General features: G+C 52.3%; 19 protein-coding genes. 13 read left to right on the forward strand and 6 right to left on the reverse strand.

All coding sequences use genetic code 11. The annotated features are described in order from the left end of the window. The first annotated feature begins 57 nt into the window (after positions 1-57). Positions 58-402 carry a DUF488 domain-containing protein gene (locus ACOTX4_RS10645; RefSeq protein WP_003857886.1) on the forward strand — a complete coding sequence of 115 codons (345 nt, stop codon included), beginning with the start codon at positions 58-60 and terminating at the stop codon, positions 400-402. Here the strand turns inward: ACOTX4_RS10645 and ACOTX4_RS10650 are convergent, their stop codons facing one another. Together ACOTX4_RS10650 and ACOTX4_RS10655 are read right to left on the reverse strand one after the other, a co-directional pair. Continuing rightward, entirely contained in the window at positions 403-708 is a 306-nt protein-coding gene (locus tag ACOTX4_RS10650) for a hypothetical protein (protein WP_022650810.1), read from the reverse strand. Between the two features lie 80 nt (positions 709-788). After that, positions 789-1,043 (reverse strand): DUF333 domain-containing protein, encoded by a 255-nt coding sequence (locus ACOTX4_RS10655; RefSeq protein ID WP_022650809.1) that lies wholly within the window; start codon positions 1,041-1,043, stop codon positions 789-791. Between the two features lie 311 nt (positions 1,044-1,354). On the opposite strand from ACOTX4_RS10655, the gene ACOTX4_RS10660 reads away from it, so the two are divergent. The 3 genes from ACOTX4_RS10660 to yoaJ are packed head-to-tail and all read left to right on the forward strand — an operon-like array spanning position 1,355 to position 2,602. Beyond that, a complete protein-coding gene (locus tag ACOTX4_RS10660) occupies positions 1,355-2,383 on the forward strand; it encodes a sensor domain-containing diguanylate cyclase (RefSeq protein ID WP_022650808.1) in 1,029 nt (342 codons plus the stop codon). Positions 2,384-2,428: 45 nt separating this feature from the next. Beyond that, positions 2,429-2,527, forward strand: a complete 99-nt coding sequence (locus ACOTX4_RS10665; protein WP_015570793.1) for a YoaK family small membrane protein — start codon at positions 2,429-2,431, stop codon at positions 2,525-2,527. Further along, entirely contained in the window at positions 2,528-2,602 is a 75-nt protein-coding gene (yoaJ, locus tag ACOTX4_RS10670; RefSeq protein ID WP_015570794.1) for a protein YoaJ, read from the forward strand. Positions 2,603-2,655: 53 nt separating this feature from the next. Here yoaJ and ACOTX4_RS10675 read toward each other — a convergent pair whose 3' ends face one another. Further along, positions 2,656-2,904 (reverse strand): GlsB/YeaQ/YmgE family stress response membrane protein, encoded by a 249-nt coding sequence (locus ACOTX4_RS10675; protein ID WP_003857896.1) that lies wholly within the window; start codon positions 2,902-2,904, stop codon positions 2,656-2,658. A gap of 370 nt (positions 2,905-3,274) precedes the next feature. Here ACOTX4_RS10675 and yncL point away from each other — a divergent pair, with 370 nt between their 5' ends. Then, entirely contained in the window at positions 3,275-3,367 is a 93-nt protein-coding gene (gene yncL / locus ACOTX4_RS10680) for a stress response membrane protein YncL (RefSeq protein ID WP_071524166.1), read from the forward strand. 124 nt (positions 3,368-3,491) lie between these two features. Next, positions 3,492-4,991: an EAL domain-containing protein gene (locus tag ACOTX4_RS10685; protein ID WP_063937810.1), complete on the forward strand. Its 1,500-nt coding sequence runs from the start codon at positions 3,492-3,494 to the stop codon at positions 4,989-4,991. A gap of 4 nt (positions 4,992-4,995) precedes the next feature. Here the strand turns inward: ACOTX4_RS10685 and ACOTX4_RS10690 are convergent, their stop codons facing one another. After that, positions 4,996-5,241 carry a YmjA family protein gene (locus ACOTX4_RS10690; RefSeq protein ID WP_023315853.1) on the reverse strand — a complete coding sequence of 82 codons (246 nt, stop codon included), beginning with the start codon at positions 5,239-5,241 and terminating at the stop codon, positions 4,996-4,998. A gap of 75 nt (positions 5,242-5,316) precedes the next feature. Further along, positions 5,317-6,567 (reverse strand): NADP-dependent isocitrate dehydrogenase, encoded by a 1,251-nt coding sequence (gene icd, locus ACOTX4_RS10695; protein ID WP_003857898.1) that lies wholly within the window; start codon positions 6,565-6,567, stop codon positions 5,317-5,319. A 117-nt stretch (positions 6,568-6,684) separates the two neighbouring features. Between icd and rluE the strand changes: the two genes are divergently transcribed. Genes rluE through purB form a run of 5 tightly spaced genes read left to right on the forward strand, consistent with a single transcriptional unit; the run spans position 6,685 to position 11,020 of the window. Beyond that, entirely contained in the window at positions 6,685-7,347 is a 663-nt protein-coding gene (gene rluE, locus ACOTX4_RS10700; protein WP_022650805.1) for a 23S rRNA pseudouridine(2457) synthase RluE, read from the forward strand. Continuing rightward, positions 7,347-7,820 (forward strand): NUDIX hydrolase, encoded by a 474-nt coding sequence (locus ACOTX4_RS10705; RefSeq protein WP_022650804.1) that lies wholly within the window; start codon positions 7,347-7,349, stop codon positions 7,818-7,820. Before rluE ends, ACOTX4_RS10705 begins: the two co-directional genes overlap by 1 nt. 40 nt (positions 7,821-7,860) lie before the next feature. Beyond that, positions 7,861-8,973 carry a tRNA 2-thiouridine(34) synthase MnmA gene (gene mnmA / locus ACOTX4_RS10710; RefSeq protein ID WP_032103856.1) on the forward strand — a complete coding sequence of 371 codons (1,113 nt, stop codon included), beginning with the start codon at positions 7,861-7,863 and terminating at the stop codon, positions 8,971-8,973. A gap of 27 nt (positions 8,974-9,000) precedes the next feature. After that, positions 9,001-9,630, forward strand: a complete 630-nt coding sequence (gene hflD / locus ACOTX4_RS10715; RefSeq protein ID WP_006809213.1) for a high frequency lysogenization protein HflD — start codon at positions 9,001-9,003, stop codon at positions 9,628-9,630. Between the two features lie 19 nt (positions 9,631-9,649). Then, on the forward strand, positions 9,650-11,020 hold the full coding sequence (purB, locus tag ACOTX4_RS10720; protein WP_022650802.1) for an adenylosuccinate lyase: 1,371 nt from the start codon (positions 9,650-9,652) through the stop codon (positions 11,018-11,020). Positions 11,021-11,107: 87 nt separating this feature from the next. On the opposite strand, the gene ACOTX4_RS10725 is transcribed toward purB, so the two are convergent. Then, complete coding sequence (locus ACOTX4_RS10725; protein ID WP_022650801.1) at positions 11,108-11,500, reverse strand: hypothetical protein; 393 nt, start codon at positions 11,498-11,500, stop codon at positions 11,108-11,110. Positions 11,501-11,894: 394 nt separating this feature from the next. Between ACOTX4_RS10725 and phoP the strand changes: the two genes are divergently transcribed. Together phoP and phoQ are read left to right on the forward strand one after the other, a co-directional pair. Then, a complete protein-coding gene (gene phoP / locus ACOTX4_RS10730) occupies positions 11,895-12,566 on the forward strand; it encodes a two-component system response regulator PhoP (RefSeq protein ID WP_026094318.1) in 672 nt (223 codons plus the stop codon). Continuing rightward, positions 12,567-14,030: a two-component system sensor histidine kinase PhoQ gene (phoQ, locus tag ACOTX4_RS10735; RefSeq protein ID WP_015570801.1), complete on the forward strand. Its 1,464-nt coding sequence runs from the start codon at positions 12,567-12,569 to the stop codon at positions 14,028-14,030. Positions 14,031-14,081 lie beyond the last annotated feature (51 nt).

The raw sequence follows: 14,081 nt of genomic DNA on the forward strand, positions 1-14,081 counted from the left end.
ATAAAAGCCGGGTGCTATAGTGTTCTTGCCGAACGTCGCACGGCAGGAGGAAAACGGATGATTCAATGTAAGCGCGTATATGAACAGGCAACGTCAGACGATGGTTACCGGGTGCTGGTAGACAGACTCTGGCCGCGAGGAATAAAAAAGACCGACCTCGCCTGTGATGAGTGGTGTAAATCGCTAACGCCGTCCAGCGAACTGCGAAAAGCTTTTCACAGTGAAACGATAGATTTCACTGCGTTCAGTGAAGCCTATCGTAAAGAGCTGGCGCAGCATCAGGATGAAGGCAAACGCCTGGCGGCCCTCGCCCGACAGCAGACCGTGACGCTACTCTACGGGGCGAAAAACAGGGAGCAGAATCACGCGCGGGTACTGGCGGACTGGCTACGTAAACTGTGATTAACCGATCGCCAGCTCATCCACGTTGTGTGGCATCTCGTCGGGAGTAAGCGGCATCAAATGTTCCGGGCGAACAAACGCAAAACCGTGCTGGTTATCAAAGGCGTAAACATCACCGGTGACCAGCCACAGCGCACGTGCTGAAGTATCAGGTAATTGCGTCATGACGCCGTTAACCGGGTTTACAAAACGCTGGCCCGGCTGACAAAGGCCAAACAGCTCCACGGATTTACCGATATTTCGACGGCCTGCCGCCGTACGCGCACCCACGATCATCGCCATGCTGCCCGGTTTTAACTGAAACATACTTCTTCTCGCAAACGTACTGCCAGAAACTGGCTAAGAATAATCCTAAAGAGAAGTGTATCGCAGTTTTATTGCCCTTGTCATCTGGTTGGTTGCGGGTGATCGCGGCGGTAGAGATCCCATTCATCGATCACTTCCCCGCCTGGTAATTTGCACTCGGTACGTACACCCTGCGGGCTTTGAACAGGGATTTGCTCTCCCCCTTTCTCCAGACAGTACACTGACGCCGGGTTTGCCATACCAATAGCGTGCGGCGGTTGAGGCGCATCAGGAGGGGTGGTCTTTGTTGAGCAGGCGGCCAGCGGTACAACCAGCGCCAGGAGAAGATATTTCATTATCATGATCCTTCAGGGTGTAAAAACGTCAGAGTAACGGGTCATCGCCGTTTTCTCCATGATTTCTCCATTAAACCTGCACGATTCCCTCTTATAGTGATACCTGTTCTCACACTGACCAGAGAACATCATTCCGTAATCAAGATGTTTTGCCCCGATCTCAATATCGGGGCTTTTTTTAGCCTCTCCCTCATCCGCTTTCAGAAGAATCTATAAAATTAATCCTGTTCATGTTTTACTATGACCGGAGTCTAAATTTTCAGCATAACATGCAGATACAGAGGTCTTCTGCATGGGAGTCAACCTGCCTCATGTCAGATATCATTCTTGCCCGTGTTTCAGAAACCCTCTCCACTGAGCAATCTCTCGACAGTCTGGTGCGTCAGCTACTGGAAATGCTGGAAATTGTGACGGATATGGAATCAACCTACCTGACCAAAATCGATATTAACGCGCGTTTGCAGCACATTTTATATGCCCGTAACAGCAAGCAAATGCAAATCCCGGAAGGGTTCAGCGTGCCCTGGGACGAAACGCTCTGTAAGCGCGCCATGGATAGCGACACTTTGTTCAGTAACGAGGTGCCTGACCGCTGGCCGGAGTGTGAAGCGGCAAAAGCACTGGGTATTACAACCTATATGAGCGTGCCGGTTCACCTGGCTGACGGTTCTCTGTACGGCACGCTTTGCGCTGCCAGCACCGCACAGAAACAGTTCAGCGAGCGTGGCGAGCAGGTGATCAGGCTCTTTGCAGGGTTAATTGGTCAGTACATTCAGAAAGAGTCGCTTGTGCTTCAGCTTCGTGAAGCAAATGCGGCGCTCATTGCCCACTCTTACACCGACGCCCTTACCGGCCTGCCGAATCGTCGCGCCATTTTTGAAAACCTTACCACCCTGTTCTCACTGGCGCGCCATCTTAGCCGCAACGTCATGATTGCCTTTATTGACCTCGATGATTTCAAGCGAATCAATGACCAGTACGGGCATGAGGCGGGCGATCGCTTTCTCGTACAGGTCGGCAAGCGACTGACTCACGAGCAAACGCAGGATGAGATTATTGGCCGGCTCGGCGGCGATGAATTTCTGGTTGCCAGCCTGAGTCACAGCGTTGATGGCGACGCCAGTACAGAGATCAACGCAATCAAAACCCGCCTCAATGGTCTTATTGCGGGCGAATACGGGTTAGGCAATGCCACCATTCTTTATCCCGGTGCAAGCCTTGGCGTCGTTATTGTTGATCCTCACAGCACGGATGAAGATAGCGCCCTGCGCACCGCGGACCTCGCGATGTATCAGGATAAAAAAGGAAAAAGCAAAACAGGCTTTGTCGCGTTAGATTAAAACCGTACACTCTACGGCCTTATACAAACTCAAACAGGTGATGGCATGAGAATAGGGATCCTCTTTCCGGTGGTTATTTTTATCACAGCGGTGGTGTTTTTAGGCTGGTTTTTCCTTGGCGGTTACGCCGCGCCGGGGGCATAAATGAGAAAAACGACCATCATCATGCTGATTGTCGCCATCGTGGCCGTCGCCGGTACGCAGTTAGGCTGGTGGTAACGCCCAAAGTAAAAAGGCCGCCGTCAGGCAGCCTTTTTTAACACAGGTCAGATTTAGCTTTTGATTTTTCTGTAGATAAACAGAACAACCAGCGCGCCAATCACCGCGACGACAAAGCTGCCGAAGTTGAAGCCATCAACTCTGCCAAAGCCGAACAGGGTACTGATCCAGCCGCCGACGACTGCACCCACAATCCCCAGAATGATCGTGACGATGAAACCGCCGCCATCTTTGCCCGGCATAATCCACTTCGCCAGGATCCCCGCAATCAGCCCAAAGATAATCCAGGATAAAATTCCCATAGCTTTCCTCTCTGTATGGTTTTTGTCATTAAATCAACGACACAGAAAAGGATAGCACAGGATCTGAGAAAGGAAATTTGTGATAAGAATCACACGGCTCGTTTGAGTAAAATATGAGCAGTAAAAAATGTCGATCCACACACATCCTGGGGTTGCATCTTCTACTGAGAAAGATTATCTTTCTCATTACTGAATAGTTGAGCAAATAACTCAGGTATTCAGTACGACATTGCTCACATTGCTTCCAGTATTTCTTGCCCACTTTTTGGTGGGCTTTTTTTTGCCTCAACCCACCAAAATCTGGCGTTTTTTCTGTGGAGGTGAAACGCTATTCTCTGTGGCTTCTGAATAACCAAAAAGCGTTGATAACATGAACGTATCGAGCAAGTTCGTCATCTGCCTTAATCTTGTTTCTGCCAGTACGCTACTGTTACTGCTCTCAACACGGTTTGAGTGGTTCTGAGTTGAAAGGAGCCTGGCAGGGTGGATTTCCTTCCGATTCCGTGCCGGCTCAACTCTCATACTTGTAGCTTTTATGACCTGTGATAAGATCCCTGCACCTCAGGACGTGGCGGGACAGCAGGAAAATGAAGAAGGCCATTGCCGTTGCTATCATCTCAACCCTAATGGTCGTCCTGTCGCTGTATGCGGTTAACGCCATTATCGTTGAGCAGCAAAAGAACCGGCAGAAGGAGATCTCCCACACGCTCTTAAGCTATTCCGAAGAGTTAACACAAAATATCGCCAGTACGCTTAAAAATACCACCGTGCAGGGATGCGATAGCGCCAGTCTGAACGTCTACCGAAAATTAAAGATGCGTAGTCTCTATTTCGCCGATGTGGGGTTTATTGAAAAGGGGAAAATCACCTGCACCGCGTTTTGGGGCAAGCTGGCAAATCCCATCGCCCTTCCCCCTGAGCTGCATAAAACCCAGAACGGATTCAGTCTGGCGCAGTTTTCGCAGAAAGATTTCTTTATCGGCAATGCGACAATCTATAACCACCTTATTATTTTCACCTCCCGTTCAGCCTACGATAAATTTGCCCCCGTTACCGCCAACTATTCGCTTCGTTCTTCCACTAAAGATTTCGGCCGCACCTTTTTCACCGTTACGCCGCCATCAGAAAACTTCAGCCGCTTACAGTCTCTGTTATTTACGCTGGCTGTGACAGAGTGCAGTACACGCTGGGATTTGTGCGTTACCGTCACACACCATGATGCCGGACTGGCTTCGCTCTCCCACGTAGTGATGGTGCTTCTGTGCTTGTTTTTATACTTTATCTGGGTATCCCTGACGCTGTTTTCTCTTCGACTTTATGAAGACCGACGTTCTCTGGAACGAACGCTGGTCAAAGCGGTAAAAGCGAATACCATCAGCGTTCATTTTCAGCCTGTTATTCGGGTTGCTGATAAGAAAATCGTTGGGGTTGAAGTGTTATCAAGATGGCAGGATAACAATCACAAAGAGGTTTCTCCTGAGCTGTTTATCCCGTTAATTAAAAAAATTGGCCTGTATAACGTTTATTATCAGAACATGATAAAGAAATCCCTGGCGGAAATTGCCGCGCTGGCCGCTGAACATCAGTTAATGATTTCACTGAACGTTGGCCGGACGGAAATTGAAGACGGCAAATTCCTGTCGGTATTACGTCATGCATGCTCAGAGAACGCGATTCCTTTATCGTTAATCAAAGTTGAGTTATCCGAGAATGGTGTTTCCACCTCGGCCATCCTTGAAGAGTTTTGTGAGGAGCTTAAATCGGCAGGCGTCAAAATTTCAATAGACGATTTTGGCGTGCAAAACTCTAATCTTGCCAGGCTCACAAATCTCAAATATGACGAAATCAAGGTAGATAAGTCGTTAGTGGACGGCATCAGCGAGCACTATAAACAGGATATCCTGGTGATCTTCAGCGACGCGCTCGCTAAACTGAACAAAACCCTGGTTTTTGAAGGGGTTGAAAGCGAAACACAATTTCAGTTCATCGCGCAGAGATACCCCGATGCCCTCGTACAAGGCTGGTACTTTTCAAAGTCGCTAACCCGGCACGACCTCGCCAGGCTGCTGGCAGACTCAGCGCGATGATGCGTTATTCATTGCCCCACTGATTCAGGAAGTTCGCAATATCGTCAATGCGCGATTCGTCTATCTCCGCCTGGACAGCCATCTCCCGCTGCGCCTCTTCACTGATTTCCTCATTGTTGTATAAGCGAGTGAGCAGCAGCTGGAAATAGTGTGCCAGCGGCGTACGCTCTGCCTCTTCTACCGGTTTCGCCGTTTCAGTCGCATACTCGTCGACGATATCATAATACTTGAGCGGGATATCATGGGTCATAGCGTTGTTTCCGTCTTGTGTGCATAAAAAACGGGAACCCTCAGGCTCCCGTTGTCATTTAACCCAGCGAGTGGATTACATGTTCGCGATAATCGCGTCGCCAAACTCTGAGCATTTCAGCAGTTTAGCGCCTTCCATCAGACGTTCAAAGTCATAGGTGACGGTTTTCGCGTTAATCGCGCCTTCCATACCCTTAACGATCAGGTCTGCGGCTTCGAACCATTCCATATGACGCAGCATCATCTCTGCGGACAGAATGATAGAGCCTGGGTTGACTTTATCCTGGCCTGCGTATTTCGGTGCAGTACCGTGAGTGGCTTCGAACAGGGCGCACTCGTCACCGATGTTCGCGCCCGGGGCGATACCGATACCACCCACCTGTGCTGCCAGCGCATCGGAGATGTAGTCACCATTCAGGTTCATACAGGCGATCACGTCATACTCAGCAGGACGCAGCAGGATCTGTTGCAGGAACGCATCGGCAATCACATCTTTAATGATGATCTCTTTACCGGTGTTCGGGTTCTTAATTTTCTGCCATGGGCCGCCGTCGATCAGTTCACCGCCGAACTCTTCGGTCGCCAGCTGGTAGCCCCAGTCTTTGAACGCGCCTTCGGTGAACTTCATGATATTGCCTTTGTGCACCAGGGTCACAGAGTCACGATCGTTGGTGATAGCGTATTCGATGGCGGCACGCACCAGACGCTTGGTCCCTTCTTCGGAGCACGGCTTGATGCCGATGCCGCAATGCTCAGGGAAGCGAATTTTCTTCACGCCCATCTCTTCGCGCAGGAATTTAATCACTTTTTCTGCGTCAGCAGAGTCCGCTTTCCATTCGATACCCGCGTAGATGTCTTCAGAGTTTTCACGGAAGATAACCATGTCGGTCAGTTCCGGGTGCTTAACCGGGCTTGGAGTGCCCTGGTAGTAACGCACCGGACGCAGACACACATACAGATCCAGTTCCTGACGCAGCGCCACGTTCAGGGAGCGAATGCCGCCGCCAACTGGCGTGGTCAGAGGGCCTTTGATAGCAACGCGATAGTCGCGGATCAGGTCCAGCGTTTCGGCTGGCAGCCAGACGTCCTGGCCATAAACTTGAGTGGATTTTTCACCGGTGTAAATTTCCATCCAGGAAATTTTACGCTCGCCTTTGTAGGCTTTCTCAACAGCGGCATCAACCACTTTCAGCATCGCCGGGGTAACGTCTACACCGATACCGTCGCCTTCAATGAACGGGATAATCGGGTTGTGAGGAACGTTAATCTTGCCGTTTTGCAGGGTGATCTTTTTACCTTCCGCCGGAACAACTACTTTGCTTTCCATTAACCTCTCCTTCGAGCGCTTCTGGTTGTTACTGATCTTATGTTAATAAATTGTAATGAGCCTTCCGATAGTACCTGATTGTCCGACGCCATGAAAGGTCTTCGTTATTAGGCTATAATGCGGCAATTGATAACGCCTGAAAATACCATGACGAAAACTTCTTTTAGAAAACACCGGGTTGAGCGATTCAGCTCACGACAAGCCACCAGAAGAACGCCAGAACCCCAGCCAACGCGGGTCATACTGTTCAATAAACCCTACGATGTATTGCCGCAGTTTACCGACGAGGCCGGGCGCAGCACGCTGAAGGACTTTATCCCCGTACAGGGAGTCTACGCAGCGGGACGCCTGGATCGCGACAGCGAGGGGCTGCTGGTCCTTACCAATGACGGCGTGCTCCAGGCCAGGCTTACTCAGCCGGGCAAACGTACCGGAAAAATTTACTATGTGCAGGTTGAAGGCGAGCCGGACGACGCGTCGCTGGCAAAGCTGCGCAACGGCGTAACGCTGAACGACGGTCCCACCCTGCCGGCTGGTATTGAACGTGTGAATGAACCCGAGTGGCTGTGGCCGCGCAACCCGCCGATTCGTGAGCGTAAATCCATTCCTACCAGCTGGCTTAAAATCACCCTTTATGAAGGCCGCAACCGACAGGTCAGGCGCATGACTGCGCATGTGGGCTTCCCTACCCTGCGACTCATTCGCTACGCCATGGGCAGCTATACGCTGGACTCGCTGGCAAACGGGGAATGGCGGGATGTTACCCCTAAGGAGAACTGATGTTTAAACCTCATGTTACGGTCGCCTGCGTGGTCCACGCGCAGGGGAAATTCCTGGTGGTGGAAGAGACCATTAACGGCAAAGCGCTGTGGAACCAGCCAGCCGGGCATCTTGAAGCCAATGAAACCTTATTGCAGGCAGCGAAACGCGAGCTCTGGGAAGAGACGGGTATCCGCGCCGAACCGCAGCACTTTATCCGTATGCATCAGTGGATAGCGCCTGACCAGACACCTTTCCTGCGCTTTTTATTCGCCGTTGAGCTTAACGAAACGTGCGCCACTGAACCGCACGACGACGATATCGATCGCTGCCTGTGGGTGACCGCAGAGGAGATCCTGAACGCGCCAAACCTGCGCTCGCCACTGGTTGCGGAAAGCATCCGCTGCTGGCAGTCTACGGCGCGCCTGCCGCTGGATGTCATTGCAGAATTTAACTGGCCGTTTACAGAGGGTGTCAATGGTGGGGGGGCGTGATAGAATACGCCGCCTTGAAGTTCAATGTCGTGAGTATTCCATGTCAGATAACAGCCAGAAAAAAGTAATCGTCGGCATGTCCGGCGGTGTCGATTCCTCCGTTTCCGCCTACCTGTTGCAGCAACAGGGCTATAAGGTGGAGGGCCTGTTCATGAAGAACTGGGAGGAAGACGATGGCGAGGAATACTGCACTGCCGCTGCGGATCTCGCCGATGCGCAGGCCGTGTGCGATAAGCTCGGCATCGAACTGCACACCGTTAACTTTGCCGCAGAATACTGGGACAACGTTTTTGAACTCTTCCTCGAAGAGTACAAAGCGGGCCGCACGCCAAACCCGGATATCCTGTGCAACAAAGAGATCAAATTTAAAGCCTTCCTGGAATTCGCTGCGGAAGACCTGGGCGCAGACTACATTGCGACTGGCCACTACGTGCGTCGCGCGGATGTGAATGGCAAAAGCCAGCTGCTGCGCGGCCTGGACGGCAATAAAGATCAGAGCTACTTCCTCTATACGCTGAGCCACGAACAGATTGCCCAAAGTCTGTTCCCGGTCGGCGAGCTGGAAAAGCCGGAAGTGCGTAAGATTGCTGAAGATCTGGATCTGATCACCGCGAAGAAAAAAGACTCCACCGGTATTTGTTTTATCGGCGAGCGTAAATTCCGCGAGTTCCTGGGGCGCTACCTGCCTGCACAGCCGGGCAAAATCGTCACCGTTGACGGTGATGAGATTGGTCAGCACCAGGGACTGATGTACCACACTCTCGGCCAGCGTAAAGGTCTGGGTATCGGCGGCACCAAAGAGGGCAGCGAAGATCCGTGGTACGTGGTCGACAAAGACGTCGAAAACAATATTCTGGTTGTGGCTCAGGGTCACGACCACCCGCGCCTGATGTCCGTTGGACTGATCGCGCAACAGCTGCACTGGGTCGATCGCGAGCCGCTGAAAGGCACGCTGCGCTGCACAGTGAAAACGCGCTACCGCCAGACGGACATCCCTTGCACCGTAACCGCACTGGATGACGATCGCATTGACGTGCGTTTCGACGAGCCGGTTTCCGCCGTTACCCCTGGCCAGTCTGCTGTTTTCTACAGCGGCGAAATTTGCCTCGGCGGTGGGATCATTGAACAGCGCCTGCCGCTGCCTGCTGTTTAAACCGTTTGCACACATAAAGGAGACCGTGTGGCGAAGAACTATTACGACATCACCCTGGCGCTGGCGGGAATTTGCCAGTCAGCCCGTCTGGTGCAACAGCTGGCGCATCAGGGTCATTGCGACGCTGACGCCCTGCACGTTTCACTTAACAGCGTTATCGACCTCAACCCAGGCTCCACGCTGGGCGTCTTTGGCGGCAGTGAAACCAATCTTCGTCTCGGTCTTGAAACTCTGCTCGGCGTGCTCAACGCCAGCAACCGTCAGGGGTTGAATGCGGAACTGACCCGCTACACCTTAAGCCTGATGGTGCTGGAACGTAAGCTGAACGCGGCAAAAGGCGCAATGAATACCCTGGGCGATCGCATCGCCGGGCTACAGCGCCAGCTCGACCACTTTGACCTCCAGTCTGAGACCCTGCTGAGCGCGATGGCCGGTATCTATGTTGACGTGATTAGCCCGCTCGGCCCGCGTATTCAGGTCACCGGTTCGCCTGCCGTATTGCAAAGCCCACAGGTACAGGCGAAGGTACGCGCTTCGCTGCTGGCAGGCATCCGTGCCGCCGTGCTGTGGCAACAGGTCGGCGGTGGCCGCCTACAGTTAATGTTTTCTCGTCATCGCCTGACGACTCAGGCAAAACAAATTCTTGCTCATTGTTAACCTCCCGGAGTTGCGAATTATGGAATTATCCTCACTGACCGCCGTATCCCCTGTCGATGGACGCTACGGCGATAAAGTCAGCGCGCTGCGCGGGATCTTCAGCGAATATGGCCTGCTGAAGTTCCGTGTTCAGGTTGAAGTACGCTGGCTGCAAAAGCTGGCCGCCCAGACAGCAATCAAGGAAGTTCCTGCTTTTGACGCAAAGGCAAACGATTACCTTGATAAAATCGTTGCTGAGTTCAGCGAAGAAGATGCCGCGCGCATTAAAACCATCGAACGCACCACCAACCACGACGTGAAAGCAGTTGAATACTTCCTGAAAGAGAAAGTGGCATGCGTCCCTGCCCTGCACGCGGTATCTGAATTTATTCACTTCGCCTGTACGTCTGAGGATATTAACAACCTGTCTCACGCGCTGATGCTCTCTACCGCGCGGAAAGAGGTGGTACTCCCTTACTGGCGTAAAATCATTGATGCGGTGAAAGCGCTGTCCGTGGAATACCGCGACATTCCGCTGCTGTCCCGTACTCACGGCCAGCCAGCAACCCCATCTACCATGGGTAAAGAAATGGCGAACGTGGCGTACCGCATGGAACGCCAGTATCGTCAGCTGGAGCAGGTTGAGATCCTCGGCAAAATCAACGGCGCGGTGGGTAACTACAACGCCCACATCGCCGCGTACCCGGAAGTGGACTGGCACCAGTTCAGCGAAGAATTTGTGACCTCTCTGGGGATCCAGTGGAACCCGTACACCACCCAGATTGAGCCGCACGACTACATCGCCGAGCTGTTTGACTGCATTGCGCGCTTCAACACCATCCTGATCGACTTCGATCGTGACGTATGGGGTTACATCGCCCTGAACCACTTCAAGCAGAAAACCATTGCCGGGGAAATCGGTTCGTCCACCATGCCGCACAAAGTGAACCCAATCGACTTCGAAAACTCCGAAGGTAACCTGGGTCTGGCGAATGCCGTGTTGCAGCATATGGCGAGCAAGCTGCCGGTATCCCGCTGGCAGCGCGACCTGACTGACTCCACGGTGCTGCGTAACCTGGGCGTAGGTATTGGCTACGCGCTGATCGCCTACCAGTCCACCCTGAAAGGTGTGAGCAAACTGGAAGTTAACCGCGACCGTCTGCTGGACGAGCTGGATCACAACTGGGAAGTGCTGGCGGAGCCGATTCAGACCGTGATGCGTCGTTACGGCATTGAAAAACCGTACGAGAAACTCAAAGAGCTGACCCGCGGTAAACGCGTTGATGCTGAGGGTATGAAACAGTTTATCGATGGTCTGGCGCTGCCCGAAGAAGAAAAAGCGCGCCTGAAAGAGATGACCCCGGCAAACTATATTGGCCGTGCCATCACTATGGTTGACGAGCTGAAGTAATCGCCCTTCCCCCTTTCCATCCGGAAAGGGGGCTGTTTTTCATCATCGAGTTGATGTTTTCACGTCACATTACCTGTTTTGCCGGGATTAAAGCCTGCCGTCAGGATGGTTGTTAATTTTCGTCGTGGAATAACTTTCCGGAATATATCGTTTTAAGCCGAACGGGCACAGTTTGAACTGGCACGGGGTTTCAGCCGTGCACGGACGATCCATCTCTTGCCGGTTGCCTGGACACGCGTTTTTCTGTTTGAACCCCATCCAGCCTATGGATGTAAAGGGCATTGCCTGCGCTATCCATACTCTACGGCGTCGATCGTTAATCAGGATCCCCTGGTTTGAGGTGGTGATGATTTCACCTGTACGAACGTAATAATCTCCCTTTAACCACAGGATATAATTCAGGCCATACTGTGTTTCAACTTTGCAAAAGATAGTTCCGCTTTCCGGGCTCGCAATAGTCTCAACAACCTTCCATTCCATAAAACCCTCTTTACTCGCTATATTGCTGTTTTGTCGTGTAAAAATGCTGCTTTTCTGGCACATCTTATGCAAATCTAATTTCGCACCATAAAATAAGCATAGACAAAGGCATACATAGTGAGAACATCCTTACAAAAAAAAGGGCAATCTTTACAAAACTGGCGTGACCCTTCTGTCAAAAAAGCGACTCGCCTTCAACATTTCATAAACGGATGGCTGTTTTATCCGGATTGCAGAAGCTTGCGAAAACAAGTCCGTTTATATTACCCGCGCCTGGCGTCATGCCCCCTGTGTTCTGGAGCATGCAAAAAAATCATTTAATTTCATCGCGCTGGTGTCAACCTGAATAATCAGCGTTAAACTATTCATACCATTTATAAAGGGAGAAGTGATGATGCGCGTACTGGTTGTTGAGGATAACGCATTGCTACGTCATCACCTGAAAGTTCAACTTCAGGAGATGGGTCATCAGGTGGACGATGCTGAAGACGCAAAAGAGGCCGATTATTATCTCAATGAACACCTGCCGGACATCGCCATTGTCGATTTAGGGCTACCGGATGAAGACGGATTGTCCCTTATCCGCCGCTGGCGTAGCCATGACGTTTCCCTGCCGGTGCTGGTGCTAACTGCCCGTGAAGGCTGGCAGGACAAGGTTGAAGTCCTGAGCGCTGGCGCGGATGACTACGTGACCAAACCCTTCCATATTGAAGAAGTCGCCGCGCGTATGCAGGCGCTTCTGCGCCGCAACAGCGGGCTGGCGTCGCAGGTGATCTCTCTGCCGCCATTCCAGGTGGATCTCTCCCGCCGCGAATTTTCTATTAATGATGAAGTGATCAAGCTGACCGCATTCGAATACACCATCATGGAAACGCTGATCCGTAACAACGGTAAAGTGGTGAGCAAAGATTCCCTGATGCTTCAGCTCTATCCGGATGCCGAACTGCGCGAAAGCCACACCATTGACGTGCTGATGGGCCGCCTGCGTAAAAAAATTCAGGCGCAGTACCCGCATGACGTGATCACCACCGTGCGTGGTCAGGGCTACCTGTTTGAATTACGCTAAATGAAAGGGATTTTGCGTCACATTTTACCCCTTTCGCTGCGGGTTCGCTTTTTGCTGGCAACCGCCGCCGTCGTGCTGGTGCTGTCGCTCTCTTACGGGATGGTGGCGCTGGTCGGGTATAGCGTGAGCTTCGATAAAACCACCTTCCGCCTGCTTCGCGGCGAAAGTAACCTGTTTTATACCCTGGCGAAGTGGGAGAACAACCGAATCACCGTCGAGATGCCGGAAAACCTGAATCAGCAGAGCCCGACGCTGGCGCTGATCTACGATGAAAAAGGGAAATTGCTGTGGGCCCAGCGCGATGTCCCGTGGCTGAAAAAGCGCATCCGTCCGGAATGGCTGAAAACCAACGGTTTTCATGAAATAGAAGCCGATCTCAACTCCACCAGCAGCCTGCTGCGTGACGATCGCGCCTTACAGATCAAGCTTAATGAGATCCGTGCCGAAGATGACGACACGGAGATGACCCACTCTGTGGCCATCAACCTTTATCCCGCCACCCTGAACATGCCGCAGTTAACCATTGTGGTGATCGATACCATCCCGGTTGAGCTGAAACGCTCATATATGGTATGGAACTGGTTTGTGTATGTTCTGGCTGCCAACCTGCTGCTGGTGATCCCTCTCCTGTGGGTTGCTGCATGGTGGAGCCTCCGCCCGATTGAATCCCTTGCCAAAGAGGTGCGCGAGCTGGAAGAACATCACCGCGAGAAGCTGAACCCGGAAACTACGCGCGAACTGACCAGCCTGGTGCGCAACCTCAACCGCCTTCTGAAAAGCGAACGTGAACGCTACGACAAGTATCGCACGACGCTCACCGACCTTACGCACAGCCTGAAAACCCCGCTGGCGGTGATGCAGAGTACCCTGCGTTCCATGCGCAGTTCGAAAATGAGCGTGGATGATGCAGAGCCGGTGATGCTGGAACAAATCAGCCGTATTTCACAGCAGATCGGCTATTACCTGCACCGCGCGAGCATGCGCTCCGGAAGCGCTCTGTTGAGCCGTGAACTGCACCCGGTAGCCCCGCTGCTGGATAACCTCACCTCGGCGCTGAACAAGGTGTACCAGCGTAAAGGGGTCAACATCAGTCTGGATATCTCACCGGAAATTAGCTTTGTTGGCGAGAAGAATGACTTTATGGAAGTGATGGGAAACCTGCTCGATAACGCCTGCAAATATTGTCTGGAGTTTGTCGAGGTTTCCGCGCGGGTAACGGATAACGAACTGCATATTATCGTTGAGGATGATGGTCCTGGCATTCCCCGTAATAAACGCGAAGTGGTGTTCGATCGCGGCCAGCGCGCCGATACGCTGCGGCCAGGCCAGGGCGTCGGATTATCCGTCGCCAGGGAAATTGTCGATCAGTACGAGGGCAAGATTGAAACCGGTGAAAGTTTGCTGGGCGGAGCCCGGATGGAAGTCATTTTTGGCCGCCAGCATCCCGTATCGAACGATAGTTGACCCGGAATGTGAAAAATACGCGGATCTCGCAGCCAGGGAGCGGGGCTTCCG

The sequence above is a fragment of the Enterobacter cloacae complex sp. IR5459 genome (assembly GCF_049238005.1).
Lineage (GTDB): Bacteria > Pseudomonadota > Gammaproteobacteria > Enterobacterales > Enterobacteriaceae > Enterobacter > Enterobacter hormaechei_C.

Excerpts from the sequence above, each read along its gene's own strand:
- ACOTX4_RS10645 (WP_003857886.1), top strand. The coding sequence starts at position 58 with ATGATTCAATGTAAGCGCGTATATGAACAGGCAACGTCAGACGATGGT.
- ACOTX4_RS10650 (WP_022650810.1), bottom strand. The coding sequence starts at position 708 with ATGTTTCAGTTAAAACCGGGCAGCATGGCGATGATCGTGGGTGCGCGT.
- ACOTX4_RS10655 (WP_022650809.1), bottom strand. The coding sequence starts at position 1,043 with ATGAAATATCTTCTCCTGGCGCTGGTTGTACCGCTGGCCGCCTGCTCA.
- ACOTX4_RS10660 (WP_022650808.1), top strand. The coding sequence starts at position 1,355 with ATGTCAGATATCATTCTTGCCCGTGTTTCAGAAACCCTCTCCACTGAG.
- ACOTX4_RS10665 (WP_015570793.1), top strand. The coding sequence starts at position 2,429 with ATGAGAATAGGGATCCTCTTTCCGGTGGTTATTTTTATCACAGCGGTG.
- ACOTX4_RS10675 (WP_003857896.1), bottom strand. The coding sequence starts at position 2,904 with ATGGGAATTTTATCCTGGATTATCTTTGGGCTGATTGCGGGGATCCTG.
- yncL (WP_071524166.1), top strand. The coding sequence starts at position 3,275 with ATGAACGTATCGAGCAAGTTCGTCATCTGCCTTAATCTTGTTTCTGCC.
- ACOTX4_RS10685 (WP_063937810.1), top strand. The coding sequence starts at position 3,492 with ATGAAGAAGGCCATTGCCGTTGCTATCATCTCAACCCTAATGGTCGTC.
- ACOTX4_RS10690 (WP_023315853.1), bottom strand. The coding sequence starts at position 5,241 with ATGACCCATGATATCCCGCTCAAGTATTATGATATCGTCGACGAGTAT.
- icd (WP_003857898.1), bottom strand. The coding sequence starts at position 6,567 with ATGGAAAGCAAAGTAGTTGTTCCGGCGGAAGGTAAAAAGATCACCCTG.
- rluE (WP_022650805.1), top strand. The coding sequence starts at position 6,685 with ATGCGGCAATTGATAACGCCTGAAAATACCATGACGAAAACTTCTTTT.
- ACOTX4_RS10705 (WP_022650804.1), top strand. The coding sequence starts at position 7,347 with ATGTTTAAACCTCATGTTACGGTCGCCTGCGTGGTCCACGCGCAGGGG.
- mnmA (WP_032103856.1), top strand. The coding sequence starts at position 7,861 with ATGTCAGATAACAGCCAGAAAAAAGTAATCGTCGGCATGTCCGGCGGT.
- purB (WP_022650802.1), top strand. The coding sequence starts at position 9,650 with ATGGAATTATCCTCACTGACCGCCGTATCCCCTGTCGATGGACGCTAC.
- ACOTX4_RS10725 (WP_022650801.1), bottom strand. The coding sequence starts at position 11,500 with ATGGAATGGAAGGTTGTTGAGACTATTGCGAGCCCGGAAAGCGGAACT.
- phoP (WP_026094318.1), top strand. The coding sequence starts at position 11,895 with ATGCGCGTACTGGTTGTTGAGGATAACGCATTGCTACGTCATCACCTG.
- phoQ (WP_015570801.1), top strand. The coding sequence starts at position 12,567 with ATGAAAGGGATTTTGCGTCACATTTTACCCCTTTCGCTGCGGGTTCGC.